Raw genomic sequence first — 17,089 nt, 5'->3', positions numbered from 1 at the left:
TTGTGCATTGATATAACAATATTTGAATTCATGGTAGTTTAAATTATTTAACATCTTTTGAATTTATAAAACAACAATACATATAAAAGTGTCATAAAAATGGTTGCCAATCCAGTTTTATTATCTTCCATGCTCCATTCCCTTTTCGCTTTAGTTATATCTTTTTTACTATTGATTTCTTGTTTCTTTATTAACATCCCATACAAATGTTAACCATTGTTTTAACCGTTGCTAATTTAATTTTTTTCTCGCGGTCAACTTGAATTAAACGTTAATGCTAAGGTTGTTGGTTGATTTCGATAAAGAATCGTTGCGAACACAGTCCCAACCGATAAATAGTCTAAATTGACGATTATCAGCATTACCAATAAAACTTATATCAAGATTATTATTAAATGGTTTTGATAAGCAAAAGCCATTGCCTCAGCTGTTTCCTTTGAGAACAACCCCGTATTTTGTAATTATTAGTTGTGGAATATGGCCAAGATTAATTTTAACTTCATTGGTTTACGTAACAATATTTCCTAAAAAACTTGACTAGCATTGGAAATATTTGTTAAAAACAACTAAAAGACTATACGCTATTGATACTCATATGATGCGATTGTTAAATGTTGCTTTTGAAGTAATTGTACTAGTTATTTTACAATTTTTCTTCCCATCTCATAAATTTTATTTAATATTATACATTTATATAATATAATTTATGTAATATAATATGTAAGTAATATTAAAATATCATCAAAGATAGCTTTAGAAAAGAGAACATAAAATGAATTGAGCTAATTATATTACATTAATTCGGATTTTTTTAATCCCAGTTATTATTGTTTTAATTGTAATTGTTCCTTTTGAAAATAATTCATTGTATAACGGTTGAGATCAACGCTTAGTAATTGAAGGGAATAATGTGACTTATTCATTGCCAATTAGTTATTTAATTGATGGAATTTTATTTATTATTGCTAGTTTAACTGATTTATTAGATGGTTATATTGCTCGTCGATATAATCAAGTTACAACTTTTGGGAAATTTTTTGATTCAATTGCCGATAAATTATTAACAAATACTGTTTTAATTGTATTTGCATGTGCTAACATTATTCCAATTTGAATAAGTGTAATTTTAATTGCCCGAGACTTTGTAATTGATGTAGTTCGCCAAATTTTAGCAATTAAAAAAGTAGTAATGGCTGCCAATCAATTAGGACGTATTCGCGCAGCAATGGAAATGTTTGGAATGACAATTTTATTTTTTGTTGGATTTCTTATGTTTAATGGTCATTCTTTACAAAACGGACAATGAGATGAATTTGGATGAGTAAACCAAATTATTATGATTCCAATATATTTATCAACAGTATTATCATTATCGGCGGCTGGTAGTTATATTTTTTTAAATCGAAAAACATTATTTGATATGACCGTTATTAAAAAACCAACATTAAAAAGTATACAATAAACCAATGGTACAAAAAAAGGAAAATAAATTAGAATGAGCTGTTGTTACTGGGTCTAGTAAAGGATTAGGCTATTGTTATTGCGAAGAATTATTAAAACTTGGCTATAATGTTATTGCAGTTGCTCGTGGCACCACCCCTATTGCTATTTTACAAAAAAAATATCCATCTCAATCAATTAAAATGATTAATTATGATTTAAATATTTTAGCAAATTGTCAAAAACTATTTAATGAGGTACAAACAGATAATGTAACAATTTTAATTAATAATGCTGGATATGGAGTTTGAGGTTACTTTAATGAATCTAGTTTAGAACAAGAAATTAATATGATTGATTTAAATATTAAAGCGTTACATATTTTAACAAAACTTTTTGTGCAACGATTTATTAAACAAAACAAAGGTCGTGTTTTAAACATTGGCAGTTTAGCGGCGTTTACCCCCGCTCCAGTCTTTGCTAGTTATTATGCTTCAAAAGCTTATGTTTGAAGTTTAGGCGTGGCAATTAATACTGAATTAAAGAAAACAAAATCACCAGTAAGGGTTATCACCTTATGCCCCGGCCCTTTAAAAACTGATTTTTGAAATCGAAGTAGCAATCAACACAATGCCAAATATCATTCAACTGTCAAAGTAATGAAAACGTCTACTTATGCTCGCAAAAGCATTGTAAAAGGTTTAAAAGTAAAACGAAAAAATTATATTATAACAGGAAGTATTAATAAGATTGTTAAGAAATTAACAAAATGGAGTCCCCAAAATTGAGTTTTAACATCAGTCTATAATTATCAAAGAAAACGAAAATAGAAACAACAATGTTGTTTCTATTTTTATATTTCATATTTTTTATTTTATATATATCCTTCATCAATACTATCAATTTCATTAATAATTTTTTGTTATTATTGTTTTTGTTCTGGCAAATTTGAAGTTATTTTTTTACCCCTTGGTGGATTTATTGTTGTGATATTATCTTTTACAAATTTCACTAATTATGGTGGTGTATTTTCTAATAATTAAATTACTAAGTCTGTAATTTTAGAAAATGCATTTAATAAAACATTTCTTATTTCTTCTGAAGAGATTTTTGCAAGTGCTTAATTATATTATTTTTCTAATTAAGCATTAATTGTTTTTAATTTAGTTACTAATTTTTTATATACTTTAATATGTTCTTCATATTATGCGATCTCTTCTTTTAAGAGATGAATAAAATTCAATGATCTTTTGATCATTTCAGCTTTATCAAAACCCGTTTTAATTAAAATTTTTTGATTAATTGCGTCATGTGATATTTTAAAAGTTTGTTATAAATAACCAATAATTTTTCAGATGATTTTTTTAGTTTGTTTTTTACTTTCGCCTAATTGTAAAGTTAAGTGCAACTAAATTATTTTTCTAACCAAATATTCGATTGGTGAAAGATAATTTAGTATTTTTCTTGGTCTATGGTTTAAAGACAATATAAATTTATGAACTGCATTTTTCGTGGTATTTGAAAAATTAAATTTTTTAGGAAATTTTTCTCTAATTAACCCATTAGTATTTTCATTAGTACCTCTTTGTCAGGGTGAATATGCATTAGCAAAATAAATTTTCACATTTAAATTTTTTTCAAGTTGTTGTCAATTAGCAAATTCTTTACCTCTATCAAATGTTATAGTTTTAACAAGATTATTTGGAAGAATTGATAAATAATGGCTAATGTTTTCGTTAATAACTTTAGTAGTTCTATTTTCAACTAACATTGCTAAAGTAAATCTTGATGTTCTTTCAACTAAAGTTATTAAACATGATTTACTTTTACCTCGCGATGATACTATAGTATCACCCTCTCAATGGCCAACAGTTATGCGATTATTAACATTAACATTTCGTTCTTTAATTGATTTACCATTAAATTTACCGCGATTTTCTTGAGATTTTCGTTTCTTACCTTTTCTTCTTAAATTTTTATTAGTAACCTTTTCAAGTAATCCAGAATAAATTCAATTGTAAATTGTTTTAAAACTAATAATTAATTCTTTATGAAAATTTTTAATTCTTCCATAAATTTGTTCAGGCGATCAACCTAATAATAATTTTTGTTGTACATATTTTACTAATTCTCTATTTTTAAACTTATGAAAATAAACATGTGATTGTTTTCTATTTTCTGCTTTATTTTGTGCAATTAATGAAAAATAATGATTATTATCTTTATTTCTATTAACTTCTCGAATAATAGTACTAATACTTCGATTAAGATTTTTAGCTATTTCACTAATTTTTAATTTAAATTTCAATTGATTCTCAATATAAATTCTTTCATCTATGCCAAGATGTTTATATCCCATATAAAAAACTCCTTACTTTAATTTTTCTAAAATAAACTTAGCATCATGAAATTTTTATATGAAATTTTTTGCAATTTTATTTACTTGCACCTACAAGTATAATTTAGCTTTCATATTAAAATTTTTCTTTTTAATAAAAATTCATTTATTTTAAAATAAGGCGTCCTGTTCGATTAACCAGCAAAAAACAATTATTATAAGATTATTTTTTTATTTTTATATTAAAAAACATAAATTTAGTTGCATTATTGATCGGATGGTATCTTTAAATTTAGAACTTTTATCATAAAAATAGATTAAGTTTTGTTTTTTCTACATAAAATAAAGTTTATTTTTATAAATCCCTTCAAATAAAGGTATTATCCGATCAATAATTCAACTCTTAAACTTATAATATTTTGATGCTGAAAAATTGATAACTCATCTATGGTGCAAAGCTTTAAAGAAAGTGTGAAAGCGATTGGGTTTTACTTTTATTTATTTATTTAATTACCAACAAGATTAACCCCTTGCCGAAATGTCATAGCGTGTGTTTTTTTGCTTGTTTTCATAAAAAAGTGTTGTTAAACCAAAAAACAATATCGGACACTAAAAAACAAGAGGGGCAAAATTAACCACAGCTATCAAAAAATAACATAATTACAAAATGAAATTATTGCTAATTTCATTTTGTAATTATGTTATAATTTTGGTGGTAGGGGGTTAAATTATTAGTAATTTTGATAAATTTGGTTTTAAACGGTTTTTAAATTTAGGTCTTGCCGAATTAAATTTTCCAGCCCCAACGAGTGCACAGGATAAGGTTATGCCGTTATTATTAAAGCATCAAAATGTTATTTGTAAAGCCCACACAGGGACGGGTAAGACATTTGCATTTTGTTTGCCAATTTTAAATAATTTAGATTATGACCAAGCAAATATTCAATGTATTATTGTAACGCCAACGCGCGAGTTAGCGAAACAAATTTACGATAATATCCGTTTTTTTAAAAAATTTCAACCAACATTACAAGTTAATTATTATATTGGTGGTGAAGACATTAAACGGCAAAGTGAACAATTACAACGCACACAGCCACAAATTGTCATTGCAACGCCAACGCGCTTAAAATATTTATTTGATAAACAAAGTTTAAACTTACGAAAATTAACCACTTTTATTATTGATGAATGTGATATGATGTTTGATTTAGGTTTTATTGAAAATGTGGACTATATTTTGAGTAAAGTTAATCCTAGTGTTCAAGTATCGGTTTTTTCATCGACAATTCCCGATGAATTAAAATCTTTCCTAATGAAGTATTTTAAAAATCCCCTTTATTTGGATTTAAGTTATAATCAATTAACAAACCGGAATATTACGCATATCTTAATTACAACCAAACATCAAAAACGAGAAACAATTTTATTAAAGCTTTTAAAAACATTTGACCCATATTTATGTTTAATTTTTGTTAATAAAAAAGAAGAAATTAACAAATACTATGATTTATTATTGGAACATAATTATTCAGTGACACAATTTCACGCAGGTTTAGAACCACGCTTACGCACACAAGTTGTGAAACGAATTCGTAATTTAGAATATAAATATGTTATTGCTAGTGATATTGCAGCGCGGGGAATTGATTTTGTTGGTGTTAGTCATGTTATTTCACTTGATTTACCAAATGATTTAGAATACTATATCCATCGTAGTGGTCGTACTGGGCGAGCAAATTATACTGGGTATAGTTATGTTTTGCATGATACTAAAAATTTAACTTTAGTACAACAATTAATTGCCAAAGGAATTATTTTTGAACCTAAAAAATGAAATAAAGCAGGAGAATTAGTTGAAACTGATATTGGTGGGGATAAACCTAAAAAGAAAGTTCCTCCAGCAGTTAATAATGAAATTAATAAAATTATCCATCGCTATAAATCAAGATATAATAAGAAAAAAGTCAAACCAGGCTATAAGAAAAAACGGAAAGCTGAAATTGTTGAATTTAAAAAACAAATTCGTCGTGATCATATTAAAACATCAATTAAAAAAATTAAAAAAGAAAAAGCAAGAGAACGCGCGATTAAATTATTTGATAAAGATTAGGAATGAAACACCAAATATCTTGTTAAAATTAATTTTTTTAAAAAGTAACAACAGTATTTTTTTTTGTATAATTATTCTGTATTTTTTAAAATTACAAAATATATATAATTTAATTAATACAAGAAGGAGGAAATTATGGAACAGAATGAAACAACGGAAATACTGTATAAGAAAGAAAAAACAAATGTTAATAAAAAAATAATGAATTTTTTTACAATAAAAATGTTTCGTTATAATTTAATTAAAATGTTAAAGGTTATATCGACATGAGTCATGTTTGTTTTAACATTGATTGTCGGATTAATTATGGTTTTATCATTAACGTTCGGGATGGGATATATTGCTAGTGGGGACTATATGGATACTGCCAGATCATTGTTTACAATTTATTCATGAATTTGATATATGTTGTACTTTGGTTTAACCTCAATGTTTATTGGTTTTAAAGTCGTCCAATTAATTCGGGATGAAATTGATGATGGAACATTACTAATTTTTTCATCCATCCCAATATCAAGAACAAGAATGATTATTGAAAAATGATTATCTTTACAATTATTATGTTTAGTTTATTCAGTAACTATTCTATTATTACCACCACTTTTAATATTAGGAACAGGACAAAAAGGGGCTGCGTTTGGAAAAGTAATTTTAAGCAAAATTAACTTTATGATTTTAACAAGTTTTATTTTACAATTATTTTTAACAACAATTGGAATTTTAATTTCGCTAGGATTAAATTCAAAAGGGGTTATTGGAATTTTATTTACCCTTGGTTTTTTAACAGTAATCGGAGCAATGATTCCTTTTATTTATAACACAAGTAAAATGGGGGAAAAATCATCACAATATTTAATTCAAACAGCGGATTTAGCAAAAAATTCCGTCAAATTTAAAGATTATGATGTTATTCAAACATATGATGATTTATTAAATCCAATTGGTTGACCAATTTGAACACAAAGATATGAGAAGATTATTATCGAATCTAACATTACACAAAATATTGGTGAGTTGGAAACAACTAGTTTAGTAAAAGATATTGAAGCGGTAGTTACAAAAATTGGTACAAATTCAATTGCTTGAAACGATTTTATCGCAGAAGCAAAGAAAACACCAACTGTTTATCCGGTCTTATCAAAGTTGATTAATGATAATATTTTACAGTTTGATGGCTATAAGACTCAAAAATTCCTTGGTCTTTCCTTGGAAGCTAGTAATGGGATTGAATTTAAAAATAATGCCGGTAAGGGAATTAATATTTTATCTGATTTTTATAATGATGTTAAATTACCAGAACATATTACTATTTCACAAGAAAAACCATCGACTAATAATAAAATTTCTTTAAGTGTTTTGAAACAAGATAAATTAAAAATTAAAACATCAAAAAATATTTATAAAATTATTAAAGCAATGTATGATAAAGCAATTTTTTCACCAACAGTTATTGGATATGCTAAAAATAGTTGTGCTTCATCAAGCGTAATTTCGCCATATAGTATAACATCACTTATTTATGGTTCATTATCAAGCACCACTAAAAATAAATTTAATAATTTTTATGACAATTTTGAAACGTTTTTAAAATCGAACTTATATAATGAAAATGTTTATATCGATGATTTAGTGATGACGATATATTCGCAATTTGTTTCACAAATGTTGTATTGATTAAATAAAGCAACATATGATAAATATGGTGGTGTTTATGATAAGAAAGCACAAACCCAAAGTGAATTAAATAAAGTTCAGAAAGAACAAACAAATTATAAATTAATGGCATATTTAAATATTTGACAACAATGAGTTGTTATGTGAACTGGAAATGCTAGTGTTAGTGTGTCGGGAGCAGGCTATATAGTTTCTTCAATATTATTACCAGTTAATAATTATTTAAATGTCAAAGTTAATAGTGTTACATACAACGAAAAAGATAAACCAGATAATATTAAAACAAATTATTTTTTAATGGGAAATTTCAATCAGCCGGTGGTATTAGATAGATTAACGAGCATGTATATTGGTTACTTATTAGTAACATTTGGTTTAGCCGGATTAACATTATGATGAATTACAAGAAAGGATTTTGTATAATTGTGAAAGTAAAGAAAAGTAATTTCACACCGAATCCAGATTTAGCAATTGAGATTCATGGATTTACCAAAAAATTTAAGAAATTTATTGCAGTTGATAATATTAGTATGAATGTTGGCAAAGGGAAAATTCATGGTTTTATTGGGCCAAATGGGTCTGGGAAAACAACAACAATTAAATCATTAGTTGGTGCAATTATTTCAACTAAGGGACAGTTTAGCATTGACGGTTTAAAAGCTGGTTCATCAGCAGCTAAAGGAATTATTGGTTACATTCCAGAAAATGCTCGTTTTCCAAAACACTTAAATATTTATAAATATTTAGTGGAAATGAGTTATTTACGTAATGTTAATTATAAAGAAGCTAAAATAAAAGCTAATAAAATTTTAGATAATTTGAATTTATGAAAATTTCGGACAAAAAATCCCAATACATTTTCATCCGGGATGAAGAAAAAGGTTTTATTAGCTCAAGCTTTAATAGCGGATCCAAAAGTATTAATTTTAGATGAGCCAGCGGCTAATTTAGATCCAACATCACGCCAAGAATTGTTTAATGATTTAATTAAAGTTAGAAACGAAGGAAAAACAATCTTAATTTGTTCACATATTTTAACAGAGTTACAAGATCTTGCTGATGAGATTACAATTTTAAATTATGGAAAGGTTGTTTTTTCTGGAAATGTTATTAACCATAGTCAAAATTATTATCAATTTACCGTAATAGAAAAACCGATGTTAGTAAGTTTAGAGAAGGTTGTTAAAAAATTAAATATTCCGGTTATTGAAAAATTAGACAATGCGTTAATTTTACATTTAGAAAGTGGCAATGAGCAAATAAAAAAAATTGCTTATAAAGCTTTTGAAGAAAAAGTAATTTTAATTACCATTAAACCGTTTGTCACAAATATTACCGAAATTTATGACCGTGTTGTCTTTTCAGTTAATAAAAATTTTGGAAAAGCAAGTGCTTTAGCTAATTAATTTCCAATTTTTTAATAAAAATCTATGTAAAATATTTTTTTGAGCTATAATTATAAATGAGGATTATTAATGTAATTTTAAAAATTATTTTACATTGTAAAGTTTTTTATTTTTTATAGGGGGTTAAATTGTCAAAAATTTTAACGATTCGTGAAAAAAAATTACGATTTGAAAAACCTTGAAAAACAATAGCGTACTTTTGTATTCCCACAGTTTTTATAATGGTTATACAGGGGTTATATAATATTGTTGATAAAAGTTTAGCTTTATCATTTGCGACACCGGATTTAATTCACGATCAGTTTTATATTGATGCATATAATCGTTTAAAAAATATTAATGTTACAGAAATACCATTAGCGGACATGCGATCATTTATTAATGTTGCGACCCAATATGCTTCACAAACATATAATTTACAATGATCATTTAGTATTATGATTGGAATGGGTTGTGCAATGAACTTTTCAATTGCTTATGGGCAACGTAATATCCCAGCAATGCGTCGAATTGCTGGGAATGGTCTTTCTGTAACATTTCTTTTTTCAATGTTAGTATCATTTGTTGTTTTTTGTATTGTCTTTCCAGGATGAAATGCTGTTTTTATTACTTCACAAATGGGTAAACATTATAATCCAATTACCGAAAGTTTATGTTGGGAATATTCATTCCCAATGTTAGCGGCGCCACCAATGATGTTTTTAAGTTATTATTTTATTTCATTAATTCGTAGTGAAGGACAAATTAAATGAGTAATAATTATGGTTTTAAGTTCATTATTAATTAATGCTGCTACTGCAATTTTCTTTATGCAAGTTTGTAATCTTGGAATGTCAGGAGCAATGTTAGGAACTGTTTTTTCGTGAACAGTGCAAGTAATTTGAGGATTTATTATTGTTTTTAAAACAAAGAATAGTTATTCAAAATTTTATTGAAGTGATTTATTTCATATTGAAGGGAAAAATATTGCGAATTTTGTCAAAGCAGGGTTACCAAATTTCATTAATAATGCTGCTTTAGTTGTTACCTCGTATGTTGCAACATCCCTTATTGTTCAGTTGCCAAACCAAGGCGAGCACAATGGGGTTGCAGTGTTACAAGAGATTTATTCTTCAATTGTGCCATGAATGACATTGATATTATCAGCGGGAGTTGGTGTAACGCAAGGGGCCCGCAGTATTATTGCTTATAATTATGGGGCGAAAAATAGTGCCCGGATTTGAGAAATTTTAAAACGCGTTAGTTTGTTAATTATTATTTGATTTTCGTTAATGTTAGTTGTCTTTGTTATTTTTGGAAAATATATGATGATGTTATTTGCTTTATCGGAAGAAACGGCAATTAAATATCGTTGATTAATTGTTTTAAACTTTATGACTTACCCGTTTTGTTCATTAACATATATTGCACTAACTTTATTTCAAGGAATTAATCGTTCGTTTTTAGCAACCTTTACTAGTAGTTTACGCTCAACTTTAGTTATTTTACCATTAATTGGAATAGGGTACGGGGTTAGTCGGATCACTGGTAATCCAATTTTTTATTATGTCTTTATTGGTTTAAATGATTTAATTTCAGCGTTAATTATTATTCCAATTTTAGTTTATTATTGAAAAAAATATCATATAAAATTGGTTGATGAAACAGATCCATATTTTAATGAATATCAAGATGATTTACGGAATAAAAAAGTTGTAAAAATAAATCACAAAAATAAAAATTAAGTAGATTGAATATCACGAAGAAAAATTAACCAAATTATGATCGTAATTGTAAATATATTTGAGACACTTTATTAAATATTTTGTATTAAATCCAATTAATTTTTATAATTTAATGATTTTCTTGGTATTAAATTTATTTTCAATGCTATTTTATTTAAATAATCTTGAGAAAATATTAATAAATCTATTTCTTTTGGTAAACTTCGTATCAAAATTCCATTATTATTTTCGTTTAATCCTTTTTGACCAAGACAACCAGTATCAGCAAAATAAACTTTTATTTTACAAATATTTTAAGTTTTTTTCACATAATAAATTATTTACCACGATCAAATGTAATTGTTTTTATTGTGCCAGATGGGTTTGTTTAAAATAAATTTTATTATACTTTCTATGACATCTTTGCTTTTTTGCTATTATTAGTTACTAGCGGGATTGATTTTTAGATCATATATCGGCTAAAGTTATAATTGCTGCTTCCATCCATCGTACATAATATATCTTTAAATATTTTTTTTTCGTTTTTCTTTTAAATATTTACTTGACATTATTCATCCGTCTATTAATTATTTAGAATAATCTTTTCATTGAATTTTAACATAATTTGTATAATTAATAATATTTTGAATATTTTCTGAAATATTTTTAAATTCAACTTGTTTTTAATTTTTTTCATAATTAAAACATTTAATATAAGAATCAAACCTTATTGCTTCACTTGTAATAAAAATAATTTTTGTTAAGTTATCTTTTTTTATTGGATTTTGATTATTTTCATTATCAATAAATGATAAATTTGTAATTGCATTTTTTAAATTTCAAATATTCGTATAACAAAAAACATATACATTTCTTTTAAAAATTTCATTGCGAGAAAAAATATTATCATTTATGAGGGATGGAAAAAGATATGGTGGTGTTATATATAAAGTTTTGAATTAAAAAGTTAGTGATATGACAATATCAAATATTTATAAAAATATTGATTTAGGTAAAATTGACTATATTCATATTAATCAAAGCAATAAAATAGATAGTATACTAGAAATACTTTATGTGTTCAAGTGGATGATACATTTTAAACCATGTTATACGATAAAACCAAAGAAAAATTTAAAGAACATATATTAGTTTCTACTGTACATACCTGTATTAGATAAGGAAAAATCAATCAAAAAATATCAGTAATTAAAGATAAAAAAGGTACTTTTGAAATTAATAATATTCCTCGTAAAATTAAAAATTTAACTAATATTAAGGTATTTACAAATAAAGTTATTTAATTAATGCATAGTTATAATTTTAAAAAAGATACAAATATTTTAGTTTTGGGTGATGGCGCAAATTATATTGAAACTATTACTAATGCTATTACAAAAGAATTTAAAAATAATATTATTTATATAAATTTAGATAAGTATCATTTAGTTAAAAAATTTGAACATTTATGATCATATCGAAAGAGAAATAAAATGCAATAAATAAAATATAATGTAGCAAAACAATATTTTTATACTGACAAATATGATGAGATATTAGATTTATTAAATTATCTTTTACCATATATTATTTAAAATAAACGAAATTATTTATTAAAAACAATTAAATACATTAAAAATAATGAAAAAGGTATTTGTAATCAAAATCTTTCTAATAATATTGGCTGTCATATGGAAGGTGATATTTCACATAAAGTAAAAGATGTTAAAGATAGAGGAAGCGAAATATATAATAAAAGAACTTTTAATAATTTATTAACTGTTTCAATGATTAAAACTAATAGTGAAACTAATATGAAAAATAATAAAGAAATAAAAAATATTGTAGTTAATAAAAATAATTTAGTTGAAGTTCTTAAAGTTCAAAATTTAATTATTTAGTTTTTAATTTATTACTTTTAAAAATGTAAATTAAATAAAAGGTATTTTTTAGTATGTAAAAATACTAAAAATGAAAAATATAAGAGATAAATATTGACAATAAAATAGTTTTATTTAAAATAAAAATGTAAGTGAAACGCGCTTTAAGCGTTCTAATTTCTTAAACTTTATAAGTTACCTATAATTATTTATATGACCATAAATATTATGTTTTTTAAGAACCACTAGTATTAATTGAAAATTTTAAAGATAAATTAAATAAAATTAGAAATAACATTATTAATTTAGAAAATTATATTGATAATTATAAAAAAGAAATTAAAAATAATTTAATTAATGTTCAATATGTTAAACAAAAAACTTTTTGTAAAAAATTAAAAGAAAACTCTGGATCAGAAGTTACGAAAGCAATTAAAAAATTTTAAATAATAATATTTTCAAAAACATAAATATTAAAGGAATTATTACCGATCAAGGTAAATAATTTAGTAACTGAAAAGAAATAAAAAAATTGCTTGTACTATGTTTGTTTTTGTGATGATGGAACACCTATTCAAAAACCACTAGTTGAAATAATTAATAGAGATATTAGACATTGATTTCCTAAAGGAACAGATTTTAACAATATTATGCAACAAGAAATAGATTGAATTATTGATATTATTAACAATAAACCAAGGCTTTGTTTACAGTGATTAAATTAACAACAATTATTTTTAAATTTATCATCACATATTTAATAATTTTTTATTGAATTAATCAAATAATTTATTAAACTATTTTTAGTGTGCCAAAATTAATAAATTTAAGATAAAAATACAATAATTTTAAAAATAAAATTATATTAAATACTTGTTTTTTTGTGTTATAATTTATAATTAAATTTAATAAAGTTTGGTATTGTAATTTACAATTTACATTTAATAATAATCATGAAATTCAGCAAAAGAAAGTTCAATTTTAAAACGAGGAATACTTTTTAGTTTATCAATTGTTACCTTTGTTTGTCCTAATCCATCTGTGCCCCCTCCCGACCTAACATTTTCGCTACTTTTAATTTTAAAAAGAGCAGCCACTAAATGCACATAAATTAAGCTAACTTTATTACCACAACCCCAATTGCTGATAAATGTTTATTAACTTTAAAACCTGGGATTCCACTTAAATCATATACTTTCCTCAGATTCAATTATTGTTTCGGTTAAAAATGAAATTTCGTAAATTGACATTGACTGAAAATAAATTGTCATTAAAAAAGTTGACATTTGATAATCAGAAATAATCCCGTCTTATAACATTTAATAAAAAAGTTAATTTCTTCGCGTAATAATTATTGTCCATTTTTCTTTTTATCAATTAATTTTAAAATATTAACTATTAGATACCTTCTTTTTTTAAGTATTTTTTTTCTTTAATGCATCTTTATATTCAATATAAGCTTTTTTATGATCCACATTTTGATATTGCTTAATTCCTTTTTGAATAATTTGTTTAACATTATTAGCAATTAACTCCGTTGGTTTTGTCATAAATGTATCGGGTTTAATTGGTTTATGAAAAACAACATGCACATACTTATTCCCGCGTTTTTTAAATTCTTTATTAAAAATTAGATAAGAATTAACAATTGAAACAGGAATAATTGGTGCATGAGCTTTTTGGGCAATTTTAAAACTTCCCGCATGGAATTCGCCAATTTCTTGACTACGACTACGTGTTCCTTCAGGAAAAACAACCATTGTTCGCGGTACACGAATTAAGTCATTAGCTTTTTTAATAATTTCTAGTGCTTGTCGAGGATTTTCACGGTCTAAAAATAAAACATCAATTAATGTTAAAAAATTTTTATATGTTCGATTATTTTCTAATTCTTTTTTAGCAATAAAAGCACATGGTGCTGTTTTATTAAAATTATTTAAAGCATACAATAATACTGGATCAACATTTGACTGATGATTTGCAATCATTAAACAACTTTTATCAATTCAATTATCCCGATCATGGGCAATTATTTTAACATCATATACTCATAACATATAACGTGTTCGTTTTTGCACTCAATGATAACGATATTCTTCTGAAACAATATTTGGATCATGTTTAATCTTTTTACTAATACCTATTGCTTTAGTAATTGTTCGCAAAAATCTTGGTCATGTTAGAATAATTTTTCAAATATTTACCATTTTAATTTTATTCCTTTCTCTTATAATATTTTATTAAACATTGTTGATATTCGGCTGTTTTAATTAACGTAAATTGTATTAAATCAAATTCTGGAAAATGAGTATCTAATTTGTAATTTACTTTAATATAACTAATAATTAATTCATCAGCAATTGGTAATGTTGCTTGATAAATCTGTTGACCCCCACAAATATAAATATCCTCTGTTGGATTTTTATAAAAATTAATAATTGCTGATAAATCAGTTACCACTTTAACATCAGGGTGGTTAATTTGATAATCTGGTTTGGTTGTTAAAACTAATGTTTTGCGGTTTGGAAGCAGATGATCAATTCCTTCATAAGTTAAATGCCAAATAAAATTGTTTGTCCACGAGTTGTTGCTTTAAAATGTTGCAATTCTTCAGCGATATGTCATGGTAGTCGGTTATTTTGCCCAATTAAATTTTTCATCAATTGTTCATAATAACTTAATCATTATACCGCAACAGTTCCTTTAATCAACGGGGCTGGTCCACAATCTATCAGTGAGATATATCTTCCAACTTTAAAATAAAATAAGGAAGTAATTGCTGGATTTAATTTTAAAGTTGGTAATTTGCGTGGTGCTCGTGTTAATTGTTTTTTAATTTGATTAAAATGATTTTTATAAATATGACAATCCCCAAAAGTATAGAAAAATCGCCAACCTTTTAATCAACAACTTGGTAATTAAATGAGTTAATAAAGCATAACTGGTAATATTTAAAGTAACACCTAAAAAAAACAACAGCACTACTTTGATATAATTGACAACTAAATTTATTATCTTTTGAAACATAAAATTGCATCAAAGTATGTCGTTTGTGTGGTGGCAAATCCATTTCATCAACTTCCGTTGTATTTCAATCACTAATAATATAACGACGAGAATAATGATTATTTTTTTAAATTATTTAGTAATTTTGATAACTAGCCCATAATCACTATCAAATTTTCGTTATTGTTTTCTATATACTGGTCCTAAATTACCAAACTCCTCAGCAAAATTTACATAAGTCTCAATTTTTTATACAAATTCAGCTAATGTTTTCATTATTATATTTTGTTTATGCTTTATATTTTTCATATGATCATTCATTTCAAATTCGAATATTATGATCAATCAAATATTTAATATTATTATCGCCTTTAATAAATTACATTAATTCATAAACAACTGATTTAAAATGAACTTTTTTTGTTGTTAAAATTGGAAAACCTTCTTTTAAATTAAAGCGCATTTGATAATCAAAAGCAGAAATTGTTATTTTTGTGTTTGTCCGATTATCTTTTTTTGCACATTCTATAAAATAAAATTAGCCATTTTAAAATATTGTTCAACCTTTTTCATCATATTTTCTATTATAACATACTTAAATATTACCTTATTTAAAAATAAAATAATCTAAAAAAACTTAACAAGATTATTTTTTTATGTTATTATATTAATAATTAAAATAGATTAACAATAATGAATAAATTGTTAAAAAAATAATTTAAAAAATAAAATTTTCATTAAGTTTATTTGTTATTGGTACGTTTAATCCCCTAACGTAGTAAATATGAAAATTAAAATTAGTTTGATTATTTCTATATTTTAAGTAATTCAATTAATCAATAAAATGTTATTAATTAAATGGTTTTTTTGTGGTTTTATTCATTATAAAATACCATTTTTTGTATTTATATTATTTTTTGATTTTAGTTCTTGTATCATGTACGATGAAGCGGCAAAAAAACAACTCTTGTTAAATAAAAAGGGTTGTTTTTTTATTTGTAAACCCATAATTATTAATTAATTCAGAGAAAGGACAGCATCTTAAATTCTTAAAATAGAAACTTTTTATTACAACTTTTTCATTAACTTAAAGTTGTTTACACATTTATTAAATATCTTATAAATCTTTACAAAGTGTACCTTTTTTTCTCCAATTTTAAGGTGTTGTCCTTTCTCTGTTTTAGTTAATTAATTTGGCTAATAAATGAAAAAACTTAATATTAAAGGAAGGGATGGGTAATGAAAATTAATAAGCAACAAAACAGTATGTGGTGTTGATAATTGCTATAAATCAATATCATTCATTACCGAAGAATTTTTATCAAATAAAATTTTATGAACTTGTGAAAAACATAAAGATTTATTAAATCGTACAAAAGATAAAAAACAAAAGCGATTTTATCAAAAACTAGAAAATTCAAAAATTATCTTTGATTGAGAAACTGGTTCTTTTAAACTTTGATTTTATAAAACAACTTAATGCAGTGTGGGACGGTTATTTTAAATAACTAAGTGCTTCCATAAGAACA

The 17,089-nt window shown here is 24.8% G+C and carries 17 protein-coding genes and 1 pseudogene; 9 read left to right on the top strand and 9 right to left on the bottom strand.

Going from position 1 to position 17,089, the window contains the following annotated elements; translation table 4 throughout:
• Positions 1–772: 772 nt before the first annotated feature.
• Together pgsA and ACE38S_RS07410 are read left to right on the top strand one after the other, a co-directional pair.
• A complete protein-coding gene (gene pgsA, locus ACE38S_RS07415) occupies positions 773–1,462 on the top strand; it encodes a CDP-diacylglycerol--glycerol-3-phosphate 3-phosphatidyltransferase (RefSeq protein WP_374697056.1) in 690 nt (229 codons plus the stop codon).
• Positions 1,463–1,466: 4 nt separating this feature from the next.
• Positions 1,467–2,270 (top strand): SDR family NAD(P)-dependent oxidoreductase, encoded by an 804-nt coding sequence (locus tag ACE38S_RS07410; RefSeq protein ID WP_374697055.1) that lies wholly within the window; start codon positions 1,467–1,469, stop codon positions 2,268–2,270.
• A gap of 578 nt (positions 2,271–2,848) precedes the next feature.
• Here ACE38S_RS07410 and ACE38S_RS07405 read toward each other — a convergent pair.
• Positions 2,849–3,799 (bottom strand): IS30 family transposase, encoded by a 951-nt coding sequence (locus ACE38S_RS07405; protein WP_374697054.1) that lies wholly within the window; start codon positions 3,797–3,799, stop codon positions 2,849–2,851.
• A gap of 709 nt (positions 3,800–4,508) precedes the next feature.
• Between ACE38S_RS07405 and ACE38S_RS07400 the strand changes: the two genes are divergently transcribed.
• The 7 genes from ACE38S_RS07400 (at position 4,509) to ACE38S_RS07370 (ending at position 13,279) form a co-directional block, all read left to right on the top strand.
• Entirely contained in the window at positions 4,509–5,891 is a 1,383-nt protein-coding gene (locus ACE38S_RS07400) for a DEAD/DEAH box helicase (protein ID WP_374697178.1), read from the top strand.
• Between the two features lie 135 nt (positions 5,892–6,026).
• A complete protein-coding gene (locus ACE38S_RS07395) occupies positions 6,027–7,988 on the top strand; it encodes an ABC transporter permease (RefSeq protein WP_374697053.1) in 1,962 nt (653 codons plus the stop codon).
• Positions 7,989–7,990: 2 nt separating this feature from the next.
• Positions 7,991–8,971 (top strand): ABC transporter ATP-binding protein, encoded by a 981-nt coding sequence (locus ACE38S_RS07390; RefSeq protein ID WP_374697052.1) that lies wholly within the window; start codon positions 7,991–7,993, stop codon positions 8,969–8,971.
• A gap of 128 nt (positions 8,972–9,099) precedes the next feature.
• Positions 9,100–10,695: an MATE family efflux transporter gene (locus ACE38S_RS07385; RefSeq protein WP_374697051.1), complete on the top strand. Its 1,596-nt coding sequence runs from the start codon at positions 9,100–9,102 to the stop codon at positions 10,693–10,695.
• Between the two features lie 1,286 nt (positions 10,696–11,981).
• On the top strand, positions 11,982–12,176 hold the full coding sequence (locus ACE38S_RS07380; protein WP_374697050.1) for a hypothetical protein: 195 nt from the start codon (positions 11,982–11,984) through the stop codon (positions 12,174–12,176).
• Between the two features lie 189 nt (positions 12,177–12,365).
• Positions 12,366–12,575 (top strand): hypothetical protein, encoded by a 210-nt coding sequence (locus ACE38S_RS07375; RefSeq protein ID WP_374697049.1) that lies wholly within the window; start codon positions 12,366–12,368, stop codon positions 12,573–12,575.
• A 515-nt stretch (positions 12,576–13,090) separates the two neighbouring features.
• Positions 13,091–13,279, top strand: coding sequence for a hypothetical protein (locus ACE38S_RS07370; protein ID WP_374697048.1), 189 nt, complete (start codon positions 13,091–13,093; stop codon positions 13,277–13,279).
• 216 nt (positions 13,280–13,495) lie between these two features.
• On the opposite strand, the gene ACE38S_RS07365 is transcribed toward ACE38S_RS07370, so the two are convergent.
• The 8 genes and pseudogenes from ACE38S_RS07365 to ACE38S_RS07330 all read right to left on the bottom strand — a co-directional run.
• The gene (locus ACE38S_RS07365) at positions 13,496–13,651 is read right to left on the bottom strand and encodes a hypothetical protein (RefSeq protein WP_374697047.1); all 156 of its coding nucleotides are present in this window, start codon (positions 13,649–13,651) and stop codon (positions 13,496–13,498) included.
• 66 nt (positions 13,652–13,717) lie between these two features.
• The gene (locus ACE38S_RS07360) at positions 13,718–13,825 is read right to left on the bottom strand and encodes a hypothetical protein (protein ID WP_374697177.1); all 108 of its coding nucleotides are present in this window, start codon (positions 13,823–13,825) and stop codon (positions 13,718–13,720) included.
• Between the two features lie 144 nt (positions 13,826–13,969).
• Positions 13,970–14,761 carry a lysophospholipid acyltransferase family protein gene (locus ACE38S_RS07355; RefSeq protein WP_374697046.1) on the bottom strand — a complete coding sequence of 264 codons (792 nt, stop codon included), beginning with the start codon at positions 14,759–14,761 and terminating at the stop codon, positions 13,970–13,972.
• A gap of 7 nt (positions 14,762–14,768) precedes the next feature.
• The gene (locus ACE38S_RS07350) at positions 14,769–15,095 is read right to left on the bottom strand and encodes a dihydrofolate reductase (RefSeq protein WP_374697176.1); all 327 of its coding nucleotides are present in this window, start codon (positions 15,093–15,095) and stop codon (positions 14,769–14,771) included.
• Between the two features lie 11 nt (positions 15,096–15,106).
• Positions 15,107–15,214 (bottom strand): dihydrofolate reductase, encoded by a 108-nt coding sequence (locus ACE38S_RS07345; protein WP_374697045.1) that lies wholly within the window; start codon positions 15,212–15,214, stop codon positions 15,107–15,109.
• A gap of 24 nt (positions 15,215–15,238) precedes the next feature.
• Positions 15,239–15,391, bottom strand: a complete 153-nt coding sequence (locus ACE38S_RS07340) for a hypothetical protein (RefSeq protein WP_374697175.1) — start codon at positions 15,389–15,391, stop codon at positions 15,239–15,241.
• Between the two features lie 62 nt (positions 15,392–15,453).
• On the bottom strand, positions 15,454–15,657 hold the full coding sequence (locus ACE38S_RS07335) for a thymidylate synthase (protein ID WP_374697174.1): 204 nt from the start codon (positions 15,655–15,657) through the stop codon (positions 15,454–15,456).
• A gap of 213 nt (positions 15,658–15,870) precedes the next feature.
• Positions 15,871–16,089, bottom strand: a pseudogene (locus ACE38S_RS07330) (thymidylate synthase); the annotation flags it as partial.
• Positions 16,090–17,089 lie beyond the last annotated feature (1,000 nt).

Origin of the sequence: Spiroplasma endosymbiont of Polydrusus formosus (genome assembly GCF_964263245.1) — a bacterium.
Taxonomy (GTDB): domain Bacteria; phylum Bacillota_I; class Bacilli_A; order Mycoplasmatales; family Mycoplasmataceae; genus Spiroplasma.
Note: the sequence above shows the minus strand (reverse complement) of the source record. Positions and strands in the feature narration are given on the sequence as shown.